The organism is Moorena sp. SIO1G6 (genome assembly GCF_010672795.1).
GTDB classification, from domain to species: Bacteria; Cyanobacteriota; Cyanobacteriia; order Cyanobacteriales; family Coleofasciculaceae; genus Moorena; species Moorena producens.
Genome location: NZ_JAAHFZ010000001.1, coordinates 131,525 through 157,697, shown reverse-complemented (window position 1 = coordinate 157,697; position 26,173 = coordinate 131,525). Strand labels below are relative to the sequence as shown.

Here is a 26,173-nt window from a genome sequence, read left to right as displayed (position 1 = left end):
ATTTTATCTTACACTATTTAGCGACTTTAGTCGCTACTGGCTTTCATCCCCGGTTTAAAAACACGGGGCTTTCAGCCTTAGGAGCCCCGTAAGTAATGATCATCGTTGTGGTCAAACACTGTAAATTGTTCAATCTCACCATAAGAAGGTACAAACTGGTTATGTCGAGCTAAAACCTGCTGAATCCATTGCCGATACTGGTTCAATCGTTCCACTGTACAACTACCTCCTTGTCTGGGTCAAAAACTAGTAGTTTTACCTTGTATTATTTTACGCTTATTCGCCATTTTCGGTGGCACCGTATCTAAGGAATGCGCATTCTTTAAAAAATACATCCACAACTCATCCAGTTGGTCTAACTCCTCCAACTGCTTCTCAAACTTCGGTAATTCTACAAACACTAATTCTAAGTGATTTTCTATATAGCTGATGTTGGTGCTTTTTTCTCGTATACCTTTACCAGATTTTATCCAGCTTCAGCACGAAACCAGGCACTACCGACTCATCCCCCTTGACCGTAGCAGGATTCTCCAACTGCTCCACGTCTACCCCAGGACGGTAAATATACACCTGACAACTATTTGGGTCAATCAACCATCCCAACCTAGCGCCATTTGACCTGTACTCCTCCATCTTGTTCTTAAGATCTTTCAACCTATCACTGGGGGAATGCAATTCAATTACAAAATCCGGACATATGGGAGCAAATTTTTCCCTTTGTTGAGGTGTTAGGGCTTCCCATCTTTCTAACTTTATCCAAGAAGCATCAGGGGAGCGTTCTGCACCATTGGGAAGTTTGAAACCAGTGGATGAGTCAAAACCTACTCCTGTACCGTCCTGTTCCACCCAACTCCACAACTGACCACCTATACTTAGATTGCGTTTTCCGGTTTCACCTCCTGTTGGGGGCATAACAATTATTTCTCCCTCTGATGTGCGCTCAATACGTAATTCTCGGTTAACCTGACAAAATTCAAAAAATTGGTCATCATCCATCTCCAGTGCCGGGGGCATCCTCAGCACAATTCGATTAGTTTCAACAGGTGTAGTGGCTACTGTCATTATTTAGTTGGTTCCCGCACAAAAGAGTTTCTTCTATTCTAGTTATTGGTACTTATAGCAGTTTGCGACTTTGTTAAGGATATATTTATGGGTTTTTAAGGAAGAGGGGATAATCGCAACAGGTAATAGAGCAGTTGGCATCCAACCTACGTTATTTATTATTGCCAATTAAGAAGTAAAATTTATCCTTTCACCCATAACTCACCGACCTCTGTTTCCCTATTGCCTATTGCTAGCTTCTCTATTCCCTTTGCCCTTGGCTAATGCGTTCGTGTAGCGTGACCAAAGGTCAATCCCATTAGCTCAACCACTGTATTTTATCATATAAATTACTTAACGATACACAAATGTTTTGATTTCAATCTTTACTCTTGCCTCTTGCCTCTTGCCTCTTGCCTCTTGCCTCTTGTATGCATGCCTCTTGCCTCTTGCCTCTTGCCTCTTGCCTCTTGCCTCTTGTATGCATGCCTCTTGCCTCTTGCCTCTTGCCTCTTGCCTGTTCCCGATTCCCGATTCCCGATTCCCGATTCCCGATTCCCGATTCCCGATTCCCGATTCCCGATTCCCGATTCCCGATTCCCGAATTTAATAATTGTTTATTGTTACTTATAAAAGTATTATTTAAAATAAATATGTATCATATATCAAAAATTTGGATTACAGCGGTTAAACCGGATTTAATATCGAAAATTATTGTCATAATTGCATAATTACTATGCTTTAAGCTCATCAAGGCTAAATTTTTTGTATTAAAAAATACAAACAAAACCTCCATCCAAGGTAATTCTTAAATCGGTGTCTTGATGCAGTCGCTCATGGGGGAAACCACGCCAGTTGCTCATGGGGGGAACCCCCAAGACCGCACTGGCTCCCCAAGACCGCGCTGCATCGCTAAAGTTAATCGTCTCTTAAACTATCCCTTGATCAAAAACTGATCAAAAAGGGCTCAAATGAGACTAACTCAGGACAAACGACCATGACGGGATCGGGAGATGAGCAGAAGAACTACCAGGATTCTGAAGCTGGTATTTCCTGATCTGTTATCTCTGTGTGTCATGTTGTAATCAATTTGTAATGAATTAGTGACACCCCTGAAAAGAGACGGTAGTCCTGTTGACTTGATCCAGAGGTGCGACCTGTGGGAAATTTAATTCACCAAGTAAGAGCGTACCTATCAAAACCCTGATTGTGTGTGAGGAAACCCTGTGAACAGATCAAAAAATTTGTGGCTCTCTGTGCTAAAATCCCCCAGCTTGTTTGTTGGGGCAACCCTATTGATTTCATCCTCAGCAGTAGCAGCAACTGAGGAAGCTTTGCCAGAAGAGACTATCTCTCAAGAATCCGCTGTCAAGCCTACCACTACAGTAGAAACACTGACTTTACAAGCACTCCCTGAGGTCACTTCCCTAACTCAGTCCGTTCTTGCCTCTGATCTGCCATTAGTGGCTGATGCCTCTGATGCCTCTACTGGGTATACGGTTAAGCTCAGTAATTCCACTACCAGTAATTCCACTACCAGTAATTCCACTACCAGTAATTCCACTATCAGTAATTCCACTATCGGTAATTCTGCTAGTGATTCAGTGACGTCATACGGTGACGAGGAAACTGCAGAGGATGACTTGATGGGACCGGTGACTGGTGTTTCTCAACTGAGTGGACAGACTGTAGAGGATGACTCTATGGAACAAGTCACTAATGTGTCTCAACTCAGAGACATTTCCCCTGGAGATTGGGCTTATGAAGCATTACGCTCTTTGGTAGAACGCTACGGCTGTATTGCTGGTTATCCCAATGCTACCTTCCGGGGTAACCGAGCTTTGACTCGCTACGAATTTGCTGCTGGTTTGAATTCCTGTTTGAACCAAATTGAGCGTTTACTGGGGGGCGTTACTGGAGATTTTATCACCCGTGAGGACTTAGAAAGTCTACAACGGTTAATACAAGAGTTTGAAACAGAACTGGCTACCCTAGGGGCACGAGTAGATAACCTAGAAGGACGGGTAGCCTTCTTAGAAGACCATCAGTTTTCCACCACCACTAAACTCAAGGGTGAGGTGATCTTTGCTCTAGCTGATGCCTTTGGAGGGGATGCTGATGATGTTCAGACTGTTTTTCATAACCGAACTCGTCTGAACTTCTTAACCAGCTTTACCGGTAAGGACATGCTCCAAACCCGTCTCCAGGCTGGGGATGCCCCAACTTTGATCACAGGGGCTGGTGGTGAACTGGCGGGAACTCAAGAAGGTCGCTTTACCTACGATGGACCGAGCGGTAATGACGTTATTATTGATATCTTGCGCTATAAGTTCCCCCTCGGGGATAAGGTAACAGTTCAACTGTTGGCTAACCGAGCACTGCATCACTATTACGTCGATACCGTTAACCCTTTCTTTGAAGGTCGTGCTGGTGGTTCCAATGCTATTACCCGTTTTGCTGAACGTAATCCCATCTATCGGATTGGGCCGTTTGGTGCTGGGGCTGCCCTTGCCATCAAGCCGATCAAGGATGTTCGGATTGATTTAGGTTACATCTCCAACACCGCTAGCAATCCTCAAGAAGGCCAGGGTCTATTCAATGGCAACTTTTCTGCGATCGCTCAGTTGGTTTATGGTAGTGATTTCAAAGTTGGATTCACCTACATTCGGGGTTACGAAGATAATACTGATGGACGACCCCGTTTAATCCTAGGGGGTACTGGCACAGCTCTGGCTAATCTTAATCCAGCAGCCTTGGGGAATGCTACCAATTTAGGCACGGTTGACTTTGCTAGTGCAAAGGTAGAAAGCAACTCTTTCGGTGTTGAAACCTCTTTGAGACTTACCCCCAACATCGTACTCAATGGCTGGGCAGGCTACACCGATGCTGAGTTGATTGGCTTGGGTGATGCGGAAATTTGGAACTTTGCTGCTGGTATCGCTTTCCCCGATTTGGGCAAAAAAGGTAATCTGGCCGGAATTTTTGGTGGTGCTGCACCAACCCTCAGAGGACTGGATTTAGATGATGGCAACAGCAACTTTGACAATGATTTTGCCTACCAGGTTTCAGCGTTCTATAAGTACAAAGTCAACAACAACATCTCCGTTACTCCAGGTGTAGTTTGGCTTCTGAATCCTAACCAAAGTTCTGACAACGATGATGTAGTCATCGGTACCCTCAGAACTACCTTCACTTTTTAAGCTTTAAGCTAGATGTCCGGCGCTCTACCCATGGTTGGTGAGCGTCGGGATCAAAGCTGTTAGGGAAATTTGACTGGAAACTTTACGACCGAGCAAGCCCCCTCACCACTGTCATCCCTTTGCTTACAGGAAGCGGGACCCCGAAACCTCCATCGCCTCACTATCGGTAGCGATCCCTTGAAGGTGCTAGCTCTTCGGGCTAATGGCGAAGCGGGACCCCAAAGCGTCCATGCTATCGCCACTTACTAATACATTTTTTGATAAATTTGTCAATTTGTAAAATATAATACAAATTCGTACCTTTCGCCCCTTTGGGATTGCCTGTTGAACCCTAGGCTAGGCAAAGGGAGAGGCCAAAGCGTCAATGCGATCGCCACTGACCAATACATGTTTTGATTTGTTTGTCAATTAGTAAATTTTGATACAAATTTGCAGGATTATAAGCACTTTTCTCTCTCGGTAGAAAAGTGTTGACTAGCTAAAAATGTTTAGGTAGATTTAATTTGTAAGCCTAAATAAGGGTTACATTACACCCGATAGCAGTTTTTTTAACAGGCTGTTATGGGTTCCAGATGCTAGTTAGTTATCCATTTTTGGAGTTAATGATCATGAAAGGTCTCTTGAAAACAATTGCTTGTTTTCTGTTTACCGTGGCAATCTCTTTTGGTGTATTTGCAAATAATGCTTTTGCAGGTAACTTTAGCCAAACTTGCTACGATTCCAGTGTTAGTGGTTCTATTTTATCCTCCATTTGTCAGCGGATGAATGGTTCTTGGCAGCCCACTGCTATTAACCTGGATGAGTACATTGAGAATATTGATGGTGGTCTTACCTGGCAGTACGGCAACTTCAGTCAGACCTGCTATGGTACTGGCCTCTCCACTCCAAGTGTCATGGCTTCTGAGTGCTTGACACGTGATCAACGCTTGGTTCCTACCTCCATTAATCTAGATCAGCACATTGCCAACATTGATGGCACTCTCAAGTACGAGTAATAGATAGAATTCCTTGAATTCTGTCTGGTGAGCATCCCTACCAAATAGTGGCTAGCTGTGCTCAACCAAAACTCAAAAATGAATTGATTTAGTAGTGGGTGAGCCTAGCAATTTGGCTTGGGTTTACCCATTACTAATTAAGCTGATAGCTGTTCGCGTAGCGTGCGCATAGCGCTTAAGCTGATAGCTGATAGCTGAATGCTTACTATCAAACAAAAAAGCGCTCCCCATATGGAGAGCGCTTTGTTTTAATCAAGTAGATTATGGCAACTTGAAATTAACCGTTGATAGCTGGAGCAGTCAAAGCTACAGGAGTAGCTTCAGCCGCTGCTAGGTCTAGAGGGAAGTTGTGAGCGTTACGCTCGTGCATTACCTCGAAACCTAGGTTGGCACGGTTTAGTACGTCAGCCCAGGTGTTGATCACGTGACCTTGTGAGTCAATGATGCTCTGGTTGAAGTTGAAGCCATTCAGGTTAAATGCCATAGTGCTGATGCCCAGTGCAGTAAACCAGATGCCGATTACAGGCCATGCACCCAAGAAGAAGTGCAAGGAACGGCTGTTGTTGAAGGAAGCGTATTGGAAGATTAGACGACCGAAGTAGCCATGAGCTGCAACGATGTTGTAGGTCTCTTCCTCTTGACCGAACTTGTAACCATAGTTCTGAGATTCAGTTTCGGTGGTCTCACGCACTAAGGAGGAGGTCACCAAAGAACCGTGCATCGCAGAGAACAAAGAACCACCGAATACACCGGCTACACCTAGCATGTGGAAGGGGTGCATCAGGATGTTGTGCTCAGCTTGGAACACGAACATGAAGTTGAAGGTTCCGCTGATACCTAGGGGCATACCATCGGAGAAAGAACCTTGTCCGATTGGGTAGATCAAGAATACGGCGCTAGCAGCTGCAACGGGTGCGCTGTAAGCGACGCAGATCCAAGGACGCATACCTAAGCGGTAGCTTAGTTCCCACTCACGACCCATGTAGGCGAATACACCAATTAGGAAGTGGAACACTACCAACTGGTAAGGACCACCGTTGTAAAGCCACTCATCTAGAGAAGCAGCTTCCCAGATTGGGTAGAAGTGTAAGCCAATGGCGTTAGAAGAAGGAACAACAGCACCAGAGATGATGTTGTTGCCATACATCAAGGAGCCAGCAACGGGCTCGCGGATACCATCGATGTCCACAGGAGGAGCAGCGATGAAAGCAATGATGAAGCAGGTGGTAGCAGCTAGCAAAGTTGGAATCATTAAGACACCAAACCAGCCGACATAGAGGCGGTTGTTGGTGGAGGTGACCCAATTGCAGAACTGAGACCACACAGAGGTGTTGCTCTGCTGTAATACAGTAGTCATGTTCTTATGATTGCGGGTATGAATATGAAGTTATCGAGGTTCGTCCGGCTTGTTTGCGCCTTCATGTATTTATATTAAGCAATATCTAAAGTTTTGTAAAGGGTTTTGAGAGTAATTTCCCCTCAGGTTATTAAATAATGTAAATAAGTAAAAGTTATATTACGTAAATATTGACTTAATAGTGTAATTGTGGTATAAATACGGGTGAAAAATTTGGTTGTACCTGATCCCACTGAGAACCGCTATAAACTATAAAATTTATTTATCTATTTATTTATAATTTCTTAACATCCTCGATTTTCCACTGATCCGAAGTTCCCTGTTCTCCCAAGACCCGTGACGTTCCCGTTTGAAATTGCTTTACTGATTACATTGGTTGAGCTGATGGGTTTAGTTAAATGGCAGAGCCTCAATGTATCAAATTCTACCGAAGTTCCTCAAAAAATCTAGTATGTTCAATGAATTATGATGAAACCTCATACACCTTAGACAAATCATGCGGATTGAGCAGTTGCAGGCATTTCTGGCAGTCACCCAGACCGGTAATTTTGGACAAGCGGCACAAAAATGCGGCGTAACACAATCGACTATTAGTAGACAAATTCAGTCTCTGGAAAGCCATCTGGGTATGCCACTGTTTCATCGCACTGCTCACGCCAAGTTGACTCTTGCAGGGGAACAGCTTTTACCCCGTGCTCGTAAAATCTGTCAAGAGTGGCAAACTGCTACCCAAGAATTAGCAGATTTGATCGCAGGTAAGCAGCCAGAATTGTGTGTAGCAGCAATCCAATCAGTCTGCGCTCACTATTTGCCACCGATCTTAAAGCAATTTTGTCGAGCCTATCCTCAAGTGCAATTACGAGTGACGGCCCTCGGAAGCGATCGCTCTTTGAAGGTACTGCGAGATGGTCTAGTGGATGTGGCAATTGTGATGAACAATCGCTTTTTGACCACTAGTTCAGAGATGGTAGTTGAGGTACTCTACGAAGAGCCCATCGAAGTCCTGATGGCATCAGACCATCCCTTAGTCAACTATAAAGCAGTGCCCTGGTCAGAACTGATTAAATACCCACAAGCAGTCTTTAAAAGTGGCTACGGGATGCAACGTTTAGTACAGCAGCAGTTTTCCCGCCTAGGGGCTAATTTGCGGGCAGTTATGGAGTTAAATACCCTAGAAGCATTCCAAGGAGTAGTGCGCCAAGGAGAATTGATTGCCCTATTGCCCAAATCAGCCGTGATCAATGTACAGCAAGACTCTACTTTGGCTGTGCGTACCCTAGAAAAACTACCAGAATCCCTGGCTAGCTCCAACAAACTAGTAGGTAACGTCTCTGCCTTGGATTCCAACTGGACTCGTCAGGTGGTCTTGGTCACGACTCGCGATCGCTTAGAGATTCCACCAATTCAGCATTTTTGTCAACTGGTGCGTCAGCTGGATATGCCAACAGTTCAGGATTGGAACGTCCAGCTGCCAGCCCTTGCTCAAGCTTGATCACTGTTTCCAGCTTTGGACTAATCATCGATGAGTAATGCCTTCAGGGAATTATTAAAGAAAGTGGGCAGTGGTGTACACACTGGCAAAGCCTTAACTCGTGAGGAAGCCACCACTGCAACCCGCCTCATGTTGACACAAGAGGCTACGCCAGCGCAAATTGGAGCATTTATGATTGCCCATCGCATCAAACGACCGACCAGTGCAGAACTGGCAGGGATGTTGGATGCTTATGACCAACTTGGACCAAGGTTACAACCCTGGGACATCAACCATGGGCAAGATGCCTCTCGGTCACTTTCGTCTTCTCCATCCCTGGGGGTTACAGCGTTAGGAACACCCTATGATGGACGAAGCCGTACTGCACCAGTCACACCCCTGACCGCTTTAGTCTTAGCTACTGCTGGCGTACCTGTGGTCATGCATGGCGGAGATTGTATGCCCACTAAGTATGGAGTCCCCTTGATTGAGATTTGGCAGGGATTGGGCATGGATTTCTCCCAACTTTCTGTGCCCCAGGTGCAACAAGTATTGGAGACAACTGGCTTAGGATTTATCTATTTACCCCGGCATTTTCCCGAAGCTCATCAGTTAGTTTCCTACCGCGACCAAATCGGTAAACGTCCACCGATAGCAACCATGGAACTCCTGTGGTCTGCCTATAGGTCTGCTGATCAAGCAGAGACTCATTATGTGGCCGGGTATGTTCATCCACCTACAGAAATTCTGTTTAGACAGACATGTCAGCTGCGTCTGGTCAAGAATTTTACCTTTGTCAAAGGCTTAGAGGGTAGCTGTGACCTACCACGCGATCGCACTGCCATCATAGCGATTAGTCAACCATCAGCCAGTCAAGGGTTTGAACGTCTGCTACTCCATCCGAGTGAATACGGTTTGGCTGGCAAGGAGGTACCGTTTGAGTCAACCACTAAACTGCTGGCACAGTACCAGGAAATCCTAAAGGGTAAATCCAACCCATTGATGCCAGCCGCGATCTGGAATGGTGGCTTTTATCTGTGGCGTTGTGGTGTTTGCCCAGATTTTAGAGCAGGTCTGGCCAGGGCTGAAGATTTATTCACCAGTGGTAATGTGGAGCAAAAATTTAAGGAAATTGTTGATTACTTACACAAGCTTAAATAAACAGAAGGTAAGTATTCAACTATCAGCTATCAGCTATCAGCTTATGTGCTACTTGATGTGCTTATGGGCTATGGGCAATCTAAATGAAGTCCCAGCGTCGAAGCCTGTGCCACCCACGCTACTTGATGTGCTTTTGAATAAAACAAGTAAGCATTGGTTTAATCTCTGTTACGTCAGCCATTCCCTTAGCGTGAGCCAAGGGAATGGCTGACGGCTGACGGCTGACGGCTGAATGCTTACACTCAACCAAATTACTGAACCAAGGTTCTTGCCGGAGGTGGCGCAAAGGTCGGAGACAATTGGGAGGGATATTGATTAACAGAAATACAAGTGTTTAGAGCCTTGTCAGGGCTAGCGACATTGGCACTATTCAAGCCAATAACACATTCAGAAAATTGCTCTGGCAGGAGGCTACGACGGCAGTGATCCAGCACTGAGTTAGCATTTATGTTTTCAATCTGATTGTCAATATCAACCACACAGCTAGCCAATTCCAAAGGTCGTCGGACTCGTGTACAAGCACCTAACGCTTTTTGGCCTGCTAATGAGGTCAGTACCTTAATTTTCAGTACACACAAGGATAAATCCTCAGGTTGTAGTGCCTCTGAACAAGCTTGTGATGCGATTTCTGAAGTGATATTGGCCGCTTTAAGATCTTTGGCACACAAACTAAATTGATTCCCAGCAGTGGCAGCACCATTAGGAATCCCTAGGGTTACTAGGCCAGCGATTGCCAACTGAGTAGTACAAAATTTCAATAAAGATGTATGTCTAAACCTGCTTTGCTGCTTCATAATTAGTCTTAGTGGATAAAATTTTATAAGCTATCAATTATAAACGCTCAATTATAAACAATCAAGGTATTGATTATGTTAGACGTTGATTAGGGTTCCGTGGTAAATCCATCACTAACTACCAATCAACTTAGCTCGTTTTTAACAACTTGCTATGATAGTCGATATTTTCAACCCCTAATCTGACAATTAGTCATTCTTTGTAAGCTATCTCTAAGGTAAGCTCTCAGCTCTCAGCTCTCAGCTCTCAGCTCTCAGCTCTCAGCTCTCAGCTCTCAGCTTTTGAATAAAACAAGTAAGTATTGGTTTAATCTATGTTACGTCAGCTGACCGCTGACCGCTGACCGCACCTCAAGCAGCGTGCGCGTAGCGCATATGCTTACTCCCTAAGGAATATCTAATCTGTTTATACCTATGCCTATGCGATTCTACCAGTTTTTAAGTCAAACAGTTCGCTCACTTTACTCTAATAGGCAGGGGACTGTACTCCTAATGCTAATGGCATTGTGTGTCAGTTGCTCCCAAAAAAAATCCCCTGACCTTGAGTTAGAACTCAGTGTGAAACCGGCCAGTCGTCCTGGTGCGTATACTGTATCGGGTACTAGTAATCTACCTGACCAAAGTCAAATTGCTGTAGCTGCTATTCGCTATTTGCGTCCGACACAACAGCCTTTATTTGGTTCTAACCCCCTAGGCACCTATTCCATTTTGGATCGCCAAGTTGTTGACGTAAACGAGCAGGGTCAATGGCAAGCTAGGCTTAACCTATGGGAGGTAGCACCAGATGGTCGCCTTCAGGAAGCTTGGCAAATCAATCAATCACAAGGACGATTCTCGGTTAGCCCCAATAATAGTGTCTCTTTCTTAGCTACCTATGAGCCCTATGGTCACCTAGGAAGGGCTGAAGAGCAACAGCCGCAGATTCCAGAGATGGAAGGTGACCTCGTCCGATTTAATAATGATGGTCAACCTTACGTAAAGGCGAGTTACACCCTACCGATAGCGCTACCTAGTGGCAGGAAATCAGTACCTAGCATTAGGGCAGCAGAACGCAATGGTGGCTGGGGAAACCGCTCAGAACTTAAACCCCAACCATCGGTTAGTGGTAGTATTCGCCCACAAACCAATTTAAAAAATCAAAACAATACTCCACTCTCGCCGTCAGAGTTTTTCCGATAAGACAAAACCTTTATCTTGGTTCATAGTTCATGGTCATGGTTCATGGTTGGTCACTATCAAGCCTGAACCATGAATAATATTAATAATAATACTAATTATAATACTCAGCCACACTGTGCAGGCTCTTACTGAAATACCCTAACAGTTTTATTGAATTAGCGCTATGGTCGCGTTTTGTTGGCGCTTTTTGTGGAAACGCTCACGGTGATCTCAATCGTGACAATCTAGTAATTGGCGAATGCCAAATTAGTCCATCGATAAATCGAGGTTACAATTATAGATTCGGAAGGCAGAAATGGTCAACCAAATTCAGCAATTTTAACTAATTACCAACAGTAAACTATTTATACATAACTATCTGGAGTAAATTCCAGTAGATGCTTTTTAGCTTATGGTTGGATCAGGATGCACCCTAATCGTCTATCAACTTGTCTTAAAAGTTCTTAACCCTTGACAGACCAGGACTTAACAAGTTGTTTGGATGGGTGATTCGCTACAGGTACCTCAATCCCTCGACTTCTCTGTGTGCCATCAAGGGCGGATTGTAAAGAAGCCATCTGAGCCATAATTGTTTGAAGTTGAGTGTTGAGTTGCTCCAGCTGCTCAGGTTTTGGTGAACTCACCTCAATAGGTTGGGTGACTACAGGTTTTGTGCGCACAAAACCTAAAAACGTTTGTGCTGAGGCAAACTTCTGGGTTACATCCTCTACAGACCTTGTCGGGGCTGTTATGGAAGGCTCTTCAACAAAATTCGACCTAGTCACTAGAGTTTCAAAGACTGGCTGGGATTCAAGGCTGTTATCCCGAGTTTCTATAACGTTTTCTATAACTTTGTCCGTAACGTTTTCCGGAACCTTTTCCGTAACGTTTTCTATAACTTTGTCCGTAACGTTTTCCGGAACCTTTTCCGTAACGTTTTCTATAACTTTGTCCGTAACGTTTTCCGGAACCTTTTCCGTAACGTTTTCTGTAAATGTTTTCGGGGTTTCTGCCTCATCTATAAAATCAGTGAGTCCAGAAGCTGCCAAACTCGACAGAGAAAGCTTAAGGTCTTCTAATTCTTTTTCTTTTGCCTGGATACCCTCAGCTAGAGTGGAAACTTTGTCCTGAGTTTGAGCAAATTTATGGGAGGAGTCTTGCCACCCTGAAATTGCCAAACTGGCTACACCGACTCCCAAACTCAAGGCTCCAACCAAGCCTAGGTAAGGGGGAGCAAGATCCTTAACTTCACCATCCATCCACTGTTCTCCCTGAATGCGAATGGAAACTGGTTGTGAGCCAAAAATTGCTACTGGTAAGGACAGTACTGACAAGACCGCTGCTGCAAGAAGAACGGGTTTGAAAAGGAATTTATTCAGAGGAGAGCCTGACATGTTTTATAGTTAACTGTTAAAACTACTCGTGTTACTATTTACCTCAAGGGCTGTGAGAGAAATTCCGCATAGTACGGTTTTTTGACTCTGGCTAGCATCTTGGCTTTTAAGTAGTGACCTTGAGAAACTGCATGCTTTGAGTACCTGACTTTTTGCTTCTTCTAAAGTTAACCATGTCTATCAGCCATTTTCCGTAAATTACTTGTGAATAGTCCCAGCAGATTGTAAATTTTCTGTGAACTCTTTATAAAAGTTAGCTTATATAGGCTATTTTAGCGCAAAAATGGAGGCAATCAGAATAAAACAACCGTTTTTAGCCAAATATCGGGATTAAATTGCTCTAATTAGCCAAAAAGCCAGCTTCAGCTAGCTTTTTTAGGTAGCTACTAGTGGGAAGTCTAATCCCTCCGATCGGTCACTTGTAGGGTAAAATCACTAATACCCAAATCATCGTGTCACCAATGAACACCCTGATCAGGAATCGGTTAAGGCCATTGAGAGCAATTTAGATAACAATTTAGATTTAGATAACGCTGATGGTGGTATGATTTCATCACCAAGACTACATGCGATCGCTAACTCGGGAGTGGCACTCTTCTTGCGGAAAAGTTAAACCTTACTTACTCATAATAGCAGTTCTCAATTGGCTGAGGTACCTCGTCCTGGGTTAATGGGAATAGGGAATAGGGAATAGGGAATAGGGACTAGGGAATACCTAGGCAGCACTGTCTTGGGGAGCTAGTTGCTAATCTGACTCCCCATCTCCCCACACCTCCCACACCTCCCACACCTCCCACACTTCCCATATTATCCCCATTTCCCCACACCTGCCGCGCCCCCGCCTCAGACTATTTCCTGATCCAAAGTTCCCTATTCCCTACACGCAGCCTTATTAATTAACGTTTCATCAATCGCTATCATCAACAACTCATTTACAGATATCCCCGATGCTTTCGCCATAGAGGCAATCACACTTTTATTAGAAAAGAGCAATACAGACCTGCTTCTAGAAACCAAGGTTGCCCTTGTGGGTCGATACGGAAGTCAAAAAGACTGTAGTGGCGACAGCCCAACGCCTGATGACACCTCTTTGCTACTTCCTGAACTGGCTCTGTTAAAGGGTCGCTAGGGTCTACCATCCAAGCCTTAACACCATCCTTAGCAGTCAAACTTAAGTCGCCATCATTTGTTCGTTTTAGTTTATCCTCATAGTTGCGAATCGGGTGGTCATGGGGATTCACCAGATACTCTTCCAGGGGTAAACCCACGAGCTCACCGTCTTTGACAACGATTCCACATCTGACTTCCCGACCCAGTTCGATGTACTCTTCGACTAAGACCTCATCTGAATGTTCAAACGCTGTTTTGAGGGCAGCGTCATAGTCAGCGACATTTTTGACTAAAGTCACCCCACAAGAATTGTCAGAACTAGCAGGTTTGATCACTACTGGCGGCTTAATGGTGGGAATGTCTCCCTGGCGAAGTAGTTCTCCAAAAGGTACTTTAACTCCTGCGGCTGCCACAATCGCCTTAGCTCTTGCTTTGCTTTATGGGCAGTTAGTGCCATCAAATCTGGGGTATTGCCCACATAGGGAATATTAAGCAAGTCCAATAGGGCACGGTATTCAGTCATGCCAGGGATACAAAACATTTGTGGCAGCACTAGGTCAATAGTTTGTGCTCCTTTTATTCAAGGCCGAGGTCGCTGAGGTACATTTCTGTGCCTTTTCCAGCATCAGGAAAAGAAGAACATAATTCTTTATGCTTGTCAATGGCTAGTTGTAGCAATCCTGACGATACTTCTTGAGCGTAATCACAGGAACCAATCCCTGTTGGCAATGGAGCCCACAAACCCCCTTCTCCTCGCTTGCGCCGCATATTTTTTTGACCTTCAAGCATCAGGTCAATATCTTCTAGGATGGGGTGGTAAACAGACAGACCCAGAGAGCGACACAAAGCGATAATGCGATCGCGTTCTTCTGGTTTGAGCCAGCCCATCTCTGCCGCTAAAGTCGCACCGAAGGCCATGCCAATGGTAACAGAATGACCGTGCATTAATTTAGCAGCAGGTTCAAAGCGAGGACTCCAGGTGTGACCATAAGCATGGGGACGGTCTTGGTAAGTCTCGAACATATTTGTTCCTTCATGCTTCATATAGGAAAACAATGCCCGATAGATGACTGTATCAGCGATCGCTGCCAGTTTCTCATCGCCATCCAAAGTCGCAAAGTGAGTGTCTACTAAGCGAGGACCGTATTGTTCCATTAACTCAAACAGAACCGGATCATCGGTGACTGCCATTTTAATAATTTCTGCCATACCGTTGCGGACGTGACCTGTCGCTAAAGTACGGAAGAAACTCCGGTCTACCAAAGTCATTACTGGAGGATGATAGGAGCCAATGCTGTTCTTGAATTGGGCACCGTTAGTACAAGTGCGGGGCGACGGACCAGCATCGATAGCAGCCACAACCGTGGTTCCGACCATAATATAAGGAGTGCGTCGGTGCTGCAGGGCGCAAGCCAGTCCGGCTACGTCACTGAGAACACCGCCGCCTACTACTAGTACGGGTTCGTTCCGGGAAACGTCGCAGCCATCTTTACCTAAAAATTTCAGCAAGCGGTGGACGGTTTCGGGAGTTTTGTCAGATTCCCAAGCGCGGCAGGCCAGCAACTTTAGAGGAATTTCATATTCCTCGAAGTAGCGGCGAATTGACGCTCCGTAAAGCTCATCTACGGTCTGATCCACAATTGCCACACAACGACCGCGACGACTGTAAACTTCCGCCAAGGTGGGATTGGAAGGGTTGAAAACTCCGTCCACTAACTTAACTGTTGCCTTTAACGCATAGGTAGCAGATATTTCAAAAGAGCGACCGTCTCCACTAGCAGCGATCTCTCCAGTACCGGTGTACCACTCTGAGGTGTGGTACTTCTCTGGGTGGTGGAATTGAATTATCTGTTCTGAGTCTGAAGGAGAGAGCTTTTGTGATGTTGGATTAGGTTTAGCTTGAACCATACTTCTGCTGCTGCGATATTACTTGTTTGGATGTTCGGATTAGTATCGAAGAATTTACATGGCAAGGCAGATTTCTGGGTATAATTCCCTCCCCCTAGCCCCCCAATTTTGGGGTGCCCTTGACCCGTAATTTAATTACGGGTCAAGGGCACCGGGGGGGGGAACAAAAGTCTCAACTTCCCCCAAAGTTGGGGAAGCAACGGGGGATTTACCAAAACCAGACGATCTAAATTCATTCTTGAATGTCTTTATGCCATAGCGAGTGGGTAAAACCCCCTTTGGCCGCACCGGTAGTCACTCATGGGGCGGGAACCCCCTTTGGCGGCGCTACCTCGCTGCATTGCTTAAGCAACGCTGATTTTACATTTTCTTTAGATTTGCTTTGTAAGGAGTGACTAATTTAACTTGAGCGTTGCCACTTGAGTAGTTTAACAAAATTTTAATAATTTGGATAGTGGTAGGAACAAATTTTTTTTAGAGAACTGTATTGTTAACAACAGACTCAATCGACGCTAGAGGTGAAACCCAACGGGAGCACTGCACTACCACTGTTGGCAATACAGGCATGTTGGCATTCCTCTGGGTCTCAAACCAGGTGGGATGACGAGCCTCTTCTACGGTGAAGGGCGTCATTCCTTGTGGTTGACATTAGGCGGCTATCCTATTAAGATAATTATTTATTACTACTAAACTGCTGCTCAGGCTAACCCCACTCACACCAGTGATACCCGTAATCATCACCCTCCTCAATTCCCGATTGCGACCGCTACAGCTGTTGTGCTAGTAGGGCCGTTTCAAGCTTGGAAAAAATAGGTAGGGATATGGTCGGGTGATCAGATGGGGATAATGTTTGACAAGCGATGCAGCTTGGTCTTACGGGTTTTCTTGATGAGCGACTGCATCAAGAAATAGTCATAGTCGGGGTTTTCGGCAAATTTAATCAACACTAATTTCTGTTAGTTAACATTTCTTTACCCACGTCAGTAGATTAAAGCAGACTAATTAGTCCTGTGTCAAAGGCACTTATTCGCTTATTTTTAATCAAATTTAGTGTTATTTAGCGATTTACCTATTCTTAGATCCTATAATCTCCGAAAATCATTAACTTATTGCCTGATCAAGCTGTATTTACTGTGGTAACAGGGGCTGGGGTGGTTCACGCTTTCCAAATTTTGTTCAGGGTAAACACATGTTAGTTACAAATACCTATTGGATATGAGAGTATTAACATAAGTATTTTTGCTTATTAATTCTGATTAAGGTTTCGAGAATTTAGATGGGTTTGCCCTCGGAATCAAAGCTGTAGCAATCCCAATTGCCATGATTGCGATCGCTATTTATTACTTCTTTAGCTTCTGGTAGCTTGGCAGTGCTTGTTTCTGTGGTGGTAAAGGTAATGGTGGTTTATGCTACGCTACCAAATCCTTCGTCTACTGTTTGATTGAATGATCCCACTGTGGCTATAATTAGATTGACATCATCCTCATCAAATACTCCATCGAGTCCTTCATCATGGAGATCGGTAAAGGGGGATTCGTATAGCAGTCCGGGATCCATGACTCCGTTCTGGGTTAGGTAATCAATGATTGTCTCTACAAACCTGATCTGATTAGCACTAAAGTTAGTTGCTTGTAGGTATTTGCTAAAGGCTTCCTTAGCAGCATTGCGATCTAAACCCACTATCTCGCGAATGAATAGTTTGAGACTTATATCTTTACCATACACCTCAAAGAAGCGATCGCGTCCTCCAATTTCCTCAGCAGTAAACAGCATCTCTTCTAAGGCAGTCAAATCTGCTTCTGTAAGAGGGACATTACGCTTTAGTTTGGCAATGGTAATATGGTCTTCATTATTCTTAATATAAGCTTTTACCTTTTTGTGGTATTGGTCGCGACTAAAGCCTGTTTGCTGAATAGGGACATCTACCTCTACTATTTCCCCCAGTTCATCCTCAAAGTTGGTGTGTACAATATTTTGCTCTTTCTTATCTATGAATTTTATCAGGTCGCGGAGGCGCACTCGCAGTGATTCGATCTGACTGGGAGTTACATCTGACCACCATGTTTCTTCTTTAACGTCTTCGATTAGAGGGAGTTGTTGCTTTACCATCGGAATGGTTTCTTTTTCCTCTAGGCGGTCTAGTAAGTCTCTAACTTTATCTCTGAGTTGGATGAAATCACGGGATTTCTTAAGTATCGCTAGTTGTATTTTTAGACAAAGTAGGTCGAAGCGTTTACTTCCTTCGTTTTCTTTGGGGAGTCCGTTGGGAAGGGATGCTAAGGTTTCGATTTCCCCGGGGGAACTGGATGATGGGAGCTGGTTGAGGTTGTTCCAATTTGTGCGATCGCTAAAATACTCTACTGTCTTTAGATGTCGGCGTACTAGAAAGTTACCTTTCTCCATGGTTGCGACATGGTGGTGGAGTTTATCTAGTAGTGAATCCCTTAGTTGATCATAGTCTGGGTTATTGCTTTCTATGATAGCATCATTTAACTTAAAACGAGCGTTAAAGAGTTGAGCGGTTAGGCTTTCTGGTAGCTTTGGCTCTGATTCTTTTAGGTTTTGACTGAAGTAATCGAAATTGCTACAGAGGTCGAAGATAAAAAAATTATCTTTATCTTGTTCTACTCCAAATAGTTCTGGACATAGACGAGTTCCCCGTCCAATCATTTGATTGAATTTAACTCTAGAATAGATTGGCTTGAAGAAGACTAAATTAACGACTTCCGGAACATCTACCCCAGTATCTAACATATCCACAGATACGGCGATGGTTGGCTCTTTGTTCAGCTCGGAAAAATCATCAAGTAGGCTTTGGGCGTAGGAATTATGACTATCAATTACTTGGGCGAATTTACCTTTATGATGGGGGTAATTATGATCGAAGCGTTGGACAATAAACTCCGCATGGCTGTGGTTGCGGGCAAAGATGATGGTTTTTCCTAAGCGATCGCCTCCTTCTATTTTTAGCCCTTTCCCCATTAATAACTCTAGGGCTTGGTCTACTGTGTTACTATTAAACAGCCATTTATTAATTGCTGCTGCATTTACCTTGTCCGGAAGTTCTCCTGTTTCCTCATCTCTGAATTTTTCCTCATACTCTTCCCGTTCGGCTTCGGAAAGTTGGTTATAGTTTATTCCTTGGCGCAGGAACTTGAAAGGTACTTTAATACCTTGGGGCGGAACTAGATAGTTATCGGCGATCGCATCATTTAATTCATAGGCGAAAGTGGGAACACCAGCCTCTAGGTCAAATATACCATAAGTGTCTCTATGGATTTCATTCCTAGGAGTAGCAGTAAGTCCCACTAGCAGGCTATCAAAATACTCGAATAAAGCCCGATATTTTTTATAGATACTCCTGTGGGCTTCATCCACAATTACTAGGTCGAAATATCCCGGACTAAACTGTAACTTGGAGCTATTATTACCACTAATGCAGTTGAACATAGTCGGATAAGTGGAAAGCACTACATTAGCGCTATCTGCATCCTTCTTATTCTTGGTTATGTCCACAGCAGTAACATTGGGTAAGTGCTTCTTGAAGTTACGAAAGGCTTGGGTTAGCAGTGGTGTACGATCGGCTAAAAATAGCACTCGTTTCACCCATTCCCCTCGCATCAGTAAGTCAACTAGGGAGATAGCAACTCTAGTTTTACCGGTACCAGTCGCCATCACTAATAATGCTTTGCGCCCTTTGTGCTGGTCAAAGGTTTCCGTAATCCGGCGAATCGCTTCTCGTTGATAACAGCGCCCAGCAATATCTTTACTAGGTATGACGTTATTAAGGCTTTTGCGATGGCTACGGCGAAAGATGATTCTTTCTAATTCATCCTTTTTGAGAAAACCCTGTATTTTACGAGGGGGATAAGTGCAATCGTCCCAGATCCAATGTTCGTAACCGTTGGAATAAAATATGACTGGACGCTGGTTAAATTGTTTTTCCAAACAGTTAGCGTATAACTCGGCTTGGTGTTTCCCTGTGGTGGGGCTGACACTGCTGCGTTTTGCTTCAACTAAAGCCAAAGGTTTGCCATCATCCCCCCAGAGTACATAATCAACATAACCGTTACCCGTATCATTGGGCATTCCTTCAACTGGGTACTCTTTCCAGTCTGGTTGATCAATGTCCCATCCTGCTTCTTTCAGCAATACATCTATAGTGTAGCGGCGTGTATCAGCTTCGTTGTAGTTGTGGCTATCTGGAACTGTTTGATTTTGCTCCTTGAGTTTGGTAATTTCTGCTTTCAGGGTTTCAAGTTCTTCCTCTGTTTGTTTTTGCCGCTTTTCTGCGATGCTGCGCATTTCCGAGGCTTGGTTTAGCTTCGTTTCTAGTTCTTGAACCTGGGCAACAGATAAGTCTTGTTGAGTTTTGGGGTCAGGGATAAGACTGGGATCGAACAGGATCCCCCCGGACTTAGTTCCGCCCTTATTCTGGGATCCAGAATAGTAGCGACATAGCCAGTAAAGGAAGTGAAACAGATCTTCAACTACCCGAAGGGAATCCTTTTTGGTTATTTTACTAGAACTATGGGCGGCTAAGTTACCTATTTTGTGGATCAGGCGAACTTTGGGGAATAGTCCAGGTTTGAGATTGTCTTTAAAGGTTTGCTCGTGGATAAGTGCCCCCAGGTTATTCTCATAGGGTGGATTTAGGTAAGCATCATTTTCGTAGAGCCACATAACTGCTTGTTCTAGGGTGAAGCGAGTATAGAAGCAACTGGCTCGGGGGGCTGAGTAAGTTAGACTTTCGGCTTGTTTGGCGTGCTTGTGGAGTTGGGGGAATTGGTTGCTGAGAAAGTCAAAGTTAGATGCCATGGTTTTGTTCCTGTTGTTTTATTATTAGAGTTCCCCTCGGAAGGCTTTTTGGAGCAGTGAGTTGAAAAGGTTTTCTGAATTTTCAAGCTTCTTTTGTTGTTTTACTATGTGCTCACTAACCGTTTGATTAAAAGTTAAGTATCTTTTTTGATTATCCATCGGCGGACAAATCAGCTTAAGACGGCTCAATCCTTGGATGTTAATGTTATAATTTCCTGCTGTAGTCCGAGCTTCTCTTACTAGACGAGAACGGAAGCTAGGAAAGGAAATTATGTCACGTATAAAGCCAGGATATAATTGAGCATCTGGTTTGATTCGCGCTCTTATTAAATAAGAAGCATAAACCGCTTGTTTCCCATTTCCTTCAAATAAAGCACATCTACCGATATATTCAGGATTCCCATTAGACCTTACAAATAATAAATCATCGTTTTTAAGAATCAGCTTTGATATTTCTTTTGATTCAAGATTTGTATATTTTAGTTCATTCCAGGATAGTTTATCTCCAACAATATTTGGAATTCTCAGAACTGGAATATCTTTTTTTCTTTGTAAAGTGCTACACTTTGAGTTTGTTCCATACTTAAGTTCTTCAATTTGCGAACCTAATTTAACTATTTCCCACCCCTTTGGATTAGTTACAGGATCGCCGAACATATCGAGGAAAGTCGAGCGCAAGAGTTCTTCAGTTAGAGCGATCGCTTTTTTTCGCTTCCGTCGGATTGAATCAGCTTTATCCAGTATGGCAGCTATGCGCTTTTGTTCTTCTAGGGGAGGGAATAATATCGGAAATTCAGCGAGAGTTTTAGGACTCAACCGAGGAAGATTAGCACCTGTAGACCTTGTTGTTGCTAACTCAATGTATTGAGGTTGCCGAAGGTAGTAATAAAGAAAACTCCTATCAATATGTGCGCCTGGAAGAATTGGAAGTATATCTGTGCTACAAATCCCATTAAAGTTAGGTCGAGCAATTTTCTTTAAGTAGGGGCGTAGTTTGCCATAAAGCAGGTGTCTAGAATCAAAAGCGAACTTATTACTGGCTATATCACCAGTATCAACAGATCGCACTCCGCTAAACATTCCCTCTCCATCAATATGTTCTAAACCAATATATGTAGTACCAACCTGAATATTTTCTGGTTTGACAGATTCTCTTTCAATTTTGGCGACTTTCCCAAGCTTAGATCTTACCCATCCTACTGGAGACTGTGCTTTATTCAAGTCAACATCCCCTCCAACACATCAACATCCCCCCTAATCTCATCCTCAATCAATCTACTAAGCATCAAATAACCTCCCCTTAGCAGTAGGAATATCACGCCCCAACTCCTGAGCCGTTTCGATCCACTCTCGGATAATAATTTCTGCATTAGTTACTGCTTCGACGTAAGTTTGACCATCTGCCATACATCCAGATAATTCTGGCACTTCTACTATAAAAGCTTGGTCTGATTCACTCCAATAAATGATTAATTCGTACTTAAGGACACTCACCATATTTACCACACTCCCCACACTTCCCATACTTCCCACACTGCCTGCTCCCTGCTCTCTAAAAAAAAATTTACAAAAATTTTCAAAATATGCTATAATTTTATATTTTTTGTGATACACTGAAATAGTGGACAAAAAAATCCACGGGAAGAGCCAGCCTAAGAGTTTTCCTAGGCCAGAGGCTGGCTCTGGGTCCCCTTTACAGGAGATAACTTAATATTATGTCTGATAGTTTACGCCTATACCCAGCGATGCAGCGCGGTCTTGGGGGTTTCCCCCATGAGCGACTGCATCAAGACATGGGTGGTGGTTAGGTTGTTACGACCGATGCCACCAGTCGTTTTCGCTCGGTTCGAGAACCCTGCTGATGCCAAGGGCTATGTGCAGGTAATGAAACTGCTAATGCCTGGTGCCAAGTTTCTACTTTTTTTTGACCACCGAGTAATTCCGTAGCACAGGCAGTTATGTGGCACAGGCATCTTGCCTGTGACATAGGGAATCGGCAGTAAGGGCTGGGGGGGATCCAACTTATCCCAACATCTCCTCTAGGGCATCAAGATCCGCCCGAATTTCATCCTCAAGCGTCCGCAATTTCTCTAAAATAACCTTGGGTGGTTCATACTCCACCTCTTCATACTCAATTTCCTTGTAGCGATTGATTGATAAGTCATACGCATTTGCTTTAATCTCATCCTTGGGTACAAAAAATGCTTTAGCCTTCCTGTCCGACTCTTGAGTGCTATCCCGCTGTTTCCACTTCTCCAACAGATCGGGGATATCATTCTCTTCCACGGGCTGACGTTTATCATCTAATGACAACCCATCAGCCTTCATGTCATAGAACCAAACAAAATCAGTGCCATCCGCCTCTACTCCAACCTTCGTAAAAATAATCACTGCAGTTGAAACACCTGCATAGGGTTTGAACACCCCAGAAGGCATAGAGATCACCCCTTCTAACTTATGATTTTCTATTAAAATACTGCGAATCTTCTTATGAGCCTTAGAAGAACCAAACAATACCCCATCAGGTACAATTACAGCAGCTTGTCCGCCAATTTTCAACAGTCGCAGAAACAAGGGTAAAAATAGTAACTCTGTCTTAGTGGTAGAAATGACTTTAGTTAAATCCTTAGCAATGGTAGACTTCTCCACAGAACCCTTAAAGGGAGGATTAGCTAAAATCAAAGTAAACGCTTCTTTGAGATCAGCATAATCCTCTGACAGAGAATCCCGCGCCTCAATAGACGGGTCTTCTATACCGTGTAACATCAGGTTCATGCTACCGATGCGCAGCATGGTGCCATCAAAATCAAACCCGTGGAACATCTCCTTATTAAAATGTTCCCTATTCCCTGGGGCATTAAGAACCAAGTTACCATCAGAATCTTCCAACTGCTGTAAGTACTCAGCAGCAGCAACCAAAAACCCCCCAGTACCACAAGCGGGGTCACAGATAACATCCCTAGTTGCTGGCTTGGTCAGTTCCACCATCATCTTAATAATGTGGCGGGGAGTGCGAAACTGTCCGTTAGTTCCTGCTGTAGTCAGCTTAGAGAGCATATACTCATAGAGGTCTCCCTTGGTGTCCCGATCCTCCATGGGAATATTATCGATCTGACTAACTACATTAGCCAACAATGCCGGACTAGCAATTAAAAAAACCGCATCCTTCATGTGGCGAGTGTAAGCATTTCCGTCTCCAGTAGTCCCCAGAGTCTTGATAAAGGGGAATGCTTCATCCCTAACAATGGCCAACATTTCCTCTGCATCGCTGAGATTCTTAAAATGGGACCAACGCGATCGCTGTTTGTCCTCTGGAAAAATTGGATCGTTGACTGGCTTTCCCAAACGCCTTGCTTTCTTTTCCTTCAGGAGTTCCAGGTCATCCAGTCGCTTGATAAACAGTAAATAGGAAATCTGTTCAATCACAGAAAGAGGGTTGCTAATGCCATTATTCCAAAACGTTGTCCAAAGCTTATCAACCTTGGATTTCATCTCACCTGTGATCGTCATACTATCCTGTTATTTTTGCCTAATATCCAATATTACCTCAGCAATAATCAAAGGGTTGGGCACGGGGAAATTCCGCACCCAACCCTTGTACTCTTTGCAATTTAAAATTGCGATTAAACTACAGCAGGCTCCTTCTCGGCAGACTTAACTTTACTCAAAAGCTCTTGCAATTTGTCACCCTCAATTACTTCTGTGTCCAATATTTGTTTAGCAATGGTTTCGAGCAACTCCCGATTCTCGTTCAGAATCGCTAATGCTTGTTGATGACCTGTTTCGACAATCTCTTTGACTTCATCATCAATTGCTTTAGCAGTTTCATCGCTGACATTGCGGCGGGGATTCATCATCCCATCTCCGAGAAAGCTTGACTGCTGACTTTTCTGGTAAGCTAAGGGTCCGAGCACTTTACTCATGCCATAGGTAGTTACCATCTGCTCCGCTAAATCCGTAGCTCGTTGGAGGTCATTGGAAGCGCCGGTGGTAATGCTATTAAACACAATCTCTTCCGCTGCCCGTCCACCAAGCAAGGTAGCAATCTGACCCTGGAGTTCTTTCTCATCCATTAAGAAGCGGTCTTCTGTAGGCATTTGCAGAGTGTAGCCTAGTGCTGCCATGCCCCTTGGCACAATGGAGATTTTAGCGACTTTACTACCACCAGGCATCAAAGCACCAACTAGAGCATGACCGACTTCATGGTAAGCAACGATGGTTTTCTCTTTGTCATTGAGTACCCGGCTTTTCTTCTCTAGACCAGCTACTACTCGCTCAATCGCTTCAGCAAAGTCGGCCTGGGTTACTGTTTCCTTGCGGTTGCGGGCAGCTAACAGCGCTGCTTCATTAACGAGATTAGCCAGGTCAGCACCAGCAAAACCAGGAGTACGAGTTGCGATCGCTTTTAGATCCACATCCTCTCCCAACTTCACTTTGTTAGCATAGATTTCTAGAATTTTCAAGCGACCGGATAAGTCAGGACGATCTACCAACACTTGCCGATCGAATCGTCCTGGACGTAACAGAGCTGGGTCTAGGGTTTCAGGGCGGTTAGTGGCTGCTAGGACAATTACCGTAGCATCACCAGCAGCAAACCCATCCATTTCCGTTAGCAACTGGTTGAGGGTTTGTTCCCGCTCATCGTTGCCACCAACAAAACCAGAACCACTAGCACGGGACTTACCAATAGCATCCAACTCATCAATGAAAATAATACAGGGAGCTTTCTTTTTGGCCTGTTCAAATAAATCCCGGACTCTGGCCGCACCAGCACCCACAAACAGTTCTACAAACTCCGATCCAGAAATACTAAAGAATGGTACACCAGCTTCACCAGCTACTGCTTTAGCCATTAGGGTTTTACCCGTTCCAGGAGGTCCAACTAATAGCACTCCTTTTGGAATTCGTGCTCCTATGTTAGTAAACCGTTGGGGGGTTTTGAGAAAATCCACAATTTCCTGTAATTCAGTCTTGGCTTCTTCTACCCCAGCCACATCATTAAAGGTAACTTTGGTGGCATCATCTTGTACATAAACCTTAGCTTTACTCTTGCTAATGGACAGAGCACCTTGGGGTCCGCCACCACCAAAACGTCCTGCAAAAAACTGCAAAATGCCAACAAAAATCAGTGGAGGTATCACCCAGCTGAGCACGATAGCAAACCAGCTTCGTTTAGGGGGAGGAGCAGCAGCAAATTCTACTCCTTTATCTTCTAGCCGTTGGGGTAACTCTAGGTCATAGATTGGGGTCGTGATCAGAATTTGTCCTGGCTGTTCAGTATCAGTTTTGAGCTGATATTGGATTTGGTCTTGCCCAACATAAACCCGCGCTACCTGTCCATCTTGGACTTGGTCAATAAACAAGCTGTAGGGTACCCGAGAGATTTTCTGTCCGAAGAACCCAGGCAAGAATAGGTTAGCTACAAGAAATAAACCGCCTAAAAATAATAGAATATTGCCAATTAGGCGAGATCGAGGGGGTTGAGGTTTGTCTTTAATACTCATAGATGCAAAGTAGTTAAATGCAAACTAGTGTTTGTTTAAAATGCTTTTGTTATAGAGGGTGAAAGCCCTCACTCTTAGCCTACCAGGGTAGGGTTGAAAATTATACCAATTGTTCAAAATAGGACTACAGATGCAGATGAGGAGATGGGGAGATGGGGAGATGGGGAGATGAAATTGATGTGTAGCGGTGTCAATCTTGAGAATTGGTATTAACTCTAAAATCCGTGACTTACTTGATCAGGGTAAACCCATCTTATTTTTG

The 26,173-nt window shown here is 44.2% G+C and carries 21 protein-coding genes and 1 pseudogene; 6 read left to right on the top strand and 16 right to left on the bottom strand.

The window, feature by feature from the left end; all coding sequences use genetic code 11:
- Window positions 1-77: 77 nt before the first annotated feature.
- The 3 genes from F6K63_RS00700 to F6K63_RS00690 are packed head-to-tail and all read right to left on the bottom strand — an operon-like array spanning window position 78 to window position 1,062.
- Window positions 78-215, bottom strand: a complete 138-nt coding sequence (locus tag F6K63_RS00700) for an element excision factor XisI family protein (protein WP_287310371.1) — start codon at window positions 213-215, stop codon at window positions 78-80.
- A 24-nt stretch (window positions 216-239) separates the two neighbouring features.
- The gene (locus tag F6K63_RS00695; RefSeq protein WP_287310702.1) at window positions 240-422 is read right to left on the bottom strand and encodes a PD-(D/E)XK nuclease family transposase; all 183 of its coding nucleotides are present in this window, start codon (window positions 420-422) and stop codon (window positions 240-242) included.
- 34 nt (window positions 423-456) lie between these two features.
- Window positions 457-1,062 (bottom strand): Uma2 family endonuclease, encoded by a 606-nt coding sequence (locus F6K63_RS00690; RefSeq protein ID WP_287310369.1) that lies wholly within the window; start codon window positions 1,060-1,062, stop codon window positions 457-459.
- Window positions 1,063-1,526: 464 nt separating this feature from the next.
- Here F6K63_RS00690 and F6K63_RS00685 point away from each other — a divergent pair, with 464 nt between their 5' ends.
- The 3 genes from F6K63_RS00685 (at window position 1,527) to F6K63_RS00675 (ending at window position 5,236) form a co-directional block, all read left to right on the top strand.
- Window positions 1,527-1,772, top strand: a complete 246-nt coding sequence (locus tag F6K63_RS00685; RefSeq protein WP_287310367.1) for a hypothetical protein — start codon at window positions 1,527-1,529, stop codon at window positions 1,770-1,772.
- Window positions 1,773-2,267: 495 nt separating this feature from the next.
- Entirely contained in the window at window positions 2,268-4,241 is a 1,974-nt protein-coding gene (locus F6K63_RS00680) for an iron uptake porin (protein ID WP_287310366.1), read from the top strand.
- Window positions 4,242-4,849: 608 nt separating this feature from the next.
- The gene (locus F6K63_RS00675; RefSeq protein ID WP_287310364.1) at window positions 4,850-5,236 is read left to right on the top strand and encodes a mannose-binding lectin; all 387 of its coding nucleotides are present in this window, start codon (window positions 4,850-4,852) and stop codon (window positions 5,234-5,236) included.
- Between the two features lie 277 nt (window positions 5,237-5,513).
- Here F6K63_RS00675 and psbA read toward each other — a convergent pair whose 3' ends face one another.
- On the bottom strand, window positions 5,514-6,593 hold the full coding sequence (psbA, locus tag F6K63_RS00670; protein ID WP_070393396.1) for a photosystem II q(b) protein: 1,080 nt from the start codon (window positions 6,591-6,593) through the stop codon (window positions 5,514-5,516).
- Window positions 6,594-7,089: 496 nt separating this feature from the next.
- On the opposite strand from psbA, the gene F6K63_RS00665 reads away from it, so the two are divergent.
- Window positions 7,090-8,085, top strand: coding sequence for a LysR family transcriptional regulator (locus F6K63_RS00665; protein WP_287310362.1), 996 nt, complete (start codon window positions 7,090-7,092; stop codon window positions 8,083-8,085).
- A 30-nt stretch (window positions 8,086-8,115) separates the two neighbouring features.
- Window positions 8,116-9,225, top strand: a complete 1,110-nt coding sequence (locus F6K63_RS00660) for an anthranilate phosphoribosyltransferase family protein (protein WP_287310361.1) — start codon at window positions 8,116-8,118, stop codon at window positions 9,223-9,225.
- Between the two features lie 118 nt (window positions 9,226-9,343).
- Here F6K63_RS00660 and F6K63_RS00655 read toward each other — a convergent pair whose 3' ends face one another.
- Window positions 9,344-9,475, bottom strand: coding sequence for a hypothetical protein (locus tag F6K63_RS00655; protein WP_267872019.1), 132 nt, complete (start codon window positions 9,473-9,475; stop codon window positions 9,344-9,346).
- 1 nt (window position 9,476) lies between these two features.
- Window positions 9,477-10,019, bottom strand: a complete 543-nt coding sequence (locus F6K63_RS00650) for a hypothetical protein (protein ID WP_287310359.1) — start codon at window positions 10,017-10,019, stop codon at window positions 9,477-9,479.
- A 498-nt stretch (window positions 10,020-10,517) separates the two neighbouring features.
- On the opposite strand from F6K63_RS00650, the gene F6K63_RS00645 reads away from it, so the two are divergent.
- Window positions 10,518-11,198: a hypothetical protein gene (locus F6K63_RS00645; RefSeq protein WP_287310357.1), complete on the top strand. Its 681-nt coding sequence runs from the start codon at window positions 10,518-10,520 to the stop codon at window positions 11,196-11,198.
- Window positions 11,199-11,641: 443 nt separating this feature from the next.
- Here the strand turns inward: F6K63_RS00645 and F6K63_RS00640 are convergent, their stop codons facing one another.
- The 10 genes and pseudogenes from F6K63_RS00640 to ftsH4 all read right to left on the bottom strand — a co-directional run bounded on the left by F6K63_RS00640 (window position 11,642) and on the right by ftsH4 (window position 25,911).
- Window positions 11,642-12,571, bottom strand: a complete 930-nt coding sequence (locus F6K63_RS00640; protein ID WP_287263428.1) for a hypothetical protein — start codon at window positions 12,569-12,571, stop codon at window positions 11,642-11,644.
- 870 nt (window positions 12,572-13,441) lie between these two features.
- Window positions 13,442-14,249 (bottom strand): annotated as a pseudogene (locus F6K63_RS00635) (D-alanine--D-alanine ligase family protein); the annotation flags it as partial.
- 8 nt (window positions 14,250-14,257) lie between these two features.
- Window positions 14,258-15,589 carry a sedoheptulose 7-phosphate cyclase gene (locus tag F6K63_RS00630; RefSeq protein WP_287310353.1) on the bottom strand — a complete coding sequence of 444 codons (1,332 nt, stop codon included), beginning with the start codon at window positions 15,587-15,589 and terminating at the stop codon, window positions 14,258-14,260.
- Window positions 15,590-16,063: 474 nt separating this feature from the next.
- Window positions 16,064-16,222 carry a hypothetical protein gene (locus tag F6K63_RS00625; protein ID WP_154659750.1) on the bottom strand — a complete coding sequence of 53 codons (159 nt, stop codon included), beginning with the start codon at window positions 16,220-16,222 and terminating at the stop codon, window positions 16,064-16,066.
- Between the two features lie 771 nt (window positions 16,223-16,993).
- Entirely contained in the window at window positions 16,994-20,407 is a 3,414-nt protein-coding gene (locus F6K63_RS00620) for a DEAD/DEAH box helicase family protein (protein WP_287310351.1), read from the bottom strand.
- A gap of 24 nt (window positions 20,408-20,431) precedes the next feature.
- Window positions 20,432-21,628 carry a restriction endonuclease subunit S gene (locus F6K63_RS00615; protein ID WP_287310350.1) on the bottom strand — a complete coding sequence of 399 codons (1,197 nt, stop codon included), beginning with the start codon at window positions 21,626-21,628 and terminating at the stop codon, window positions 20,432-20,434.
- A 57-nt stretch (window positions 21,629-21,685) separates the two neighbouring features.
- Entirely contained in the window at window positions 21,686-21,931 is a 246-nt protein-coding gene (locus F6K63_RS00610; RefSeq protein ID WP_287310701.1) for a type II toxin-antitoxin system HicB family antitoxin, read from the bottom strand.
- A 280-nt stretch (window positions 21,932-22,211) separates the two neighbouring features.
- Entirely contained in the window at window positions 22,212-22,394 is a 183-nt protein-coding gene (locus F6K63_RS00605) for a hypothetical protein (RefSeq protein WP_287310348.1), read from the bottom strand.
- Window positions 22,395-22,429: 35 nt separating this feature from the next.
- A complete protein-coding gene (locus F6K63_RS00600) occupies window positions 22,430-23,917 on the bottom strand; it encodes a type I restriction-modification system subunit M (protein ID WP_287310346.1) in 1,488 nt (495 codons plus the stop codon).
- Window positions 23,918-24,030: 113 nt separating this feature from the next.
- Window positions 24,031-25,911, bottom strand: coding sequence for an ATP-dependent zinc metalloprotease FtsH4 (ftsH4, locus tag F6K63_RS00595; RefSeq protein WP_287310344.1), 1,881 nt, complete (start codon window positions 25,909-25,911; stop codon window positions 24,031-24,033).
- Between the last annotated feature and the right edge of the window lie 262 nt (window positions 25,912-26,173).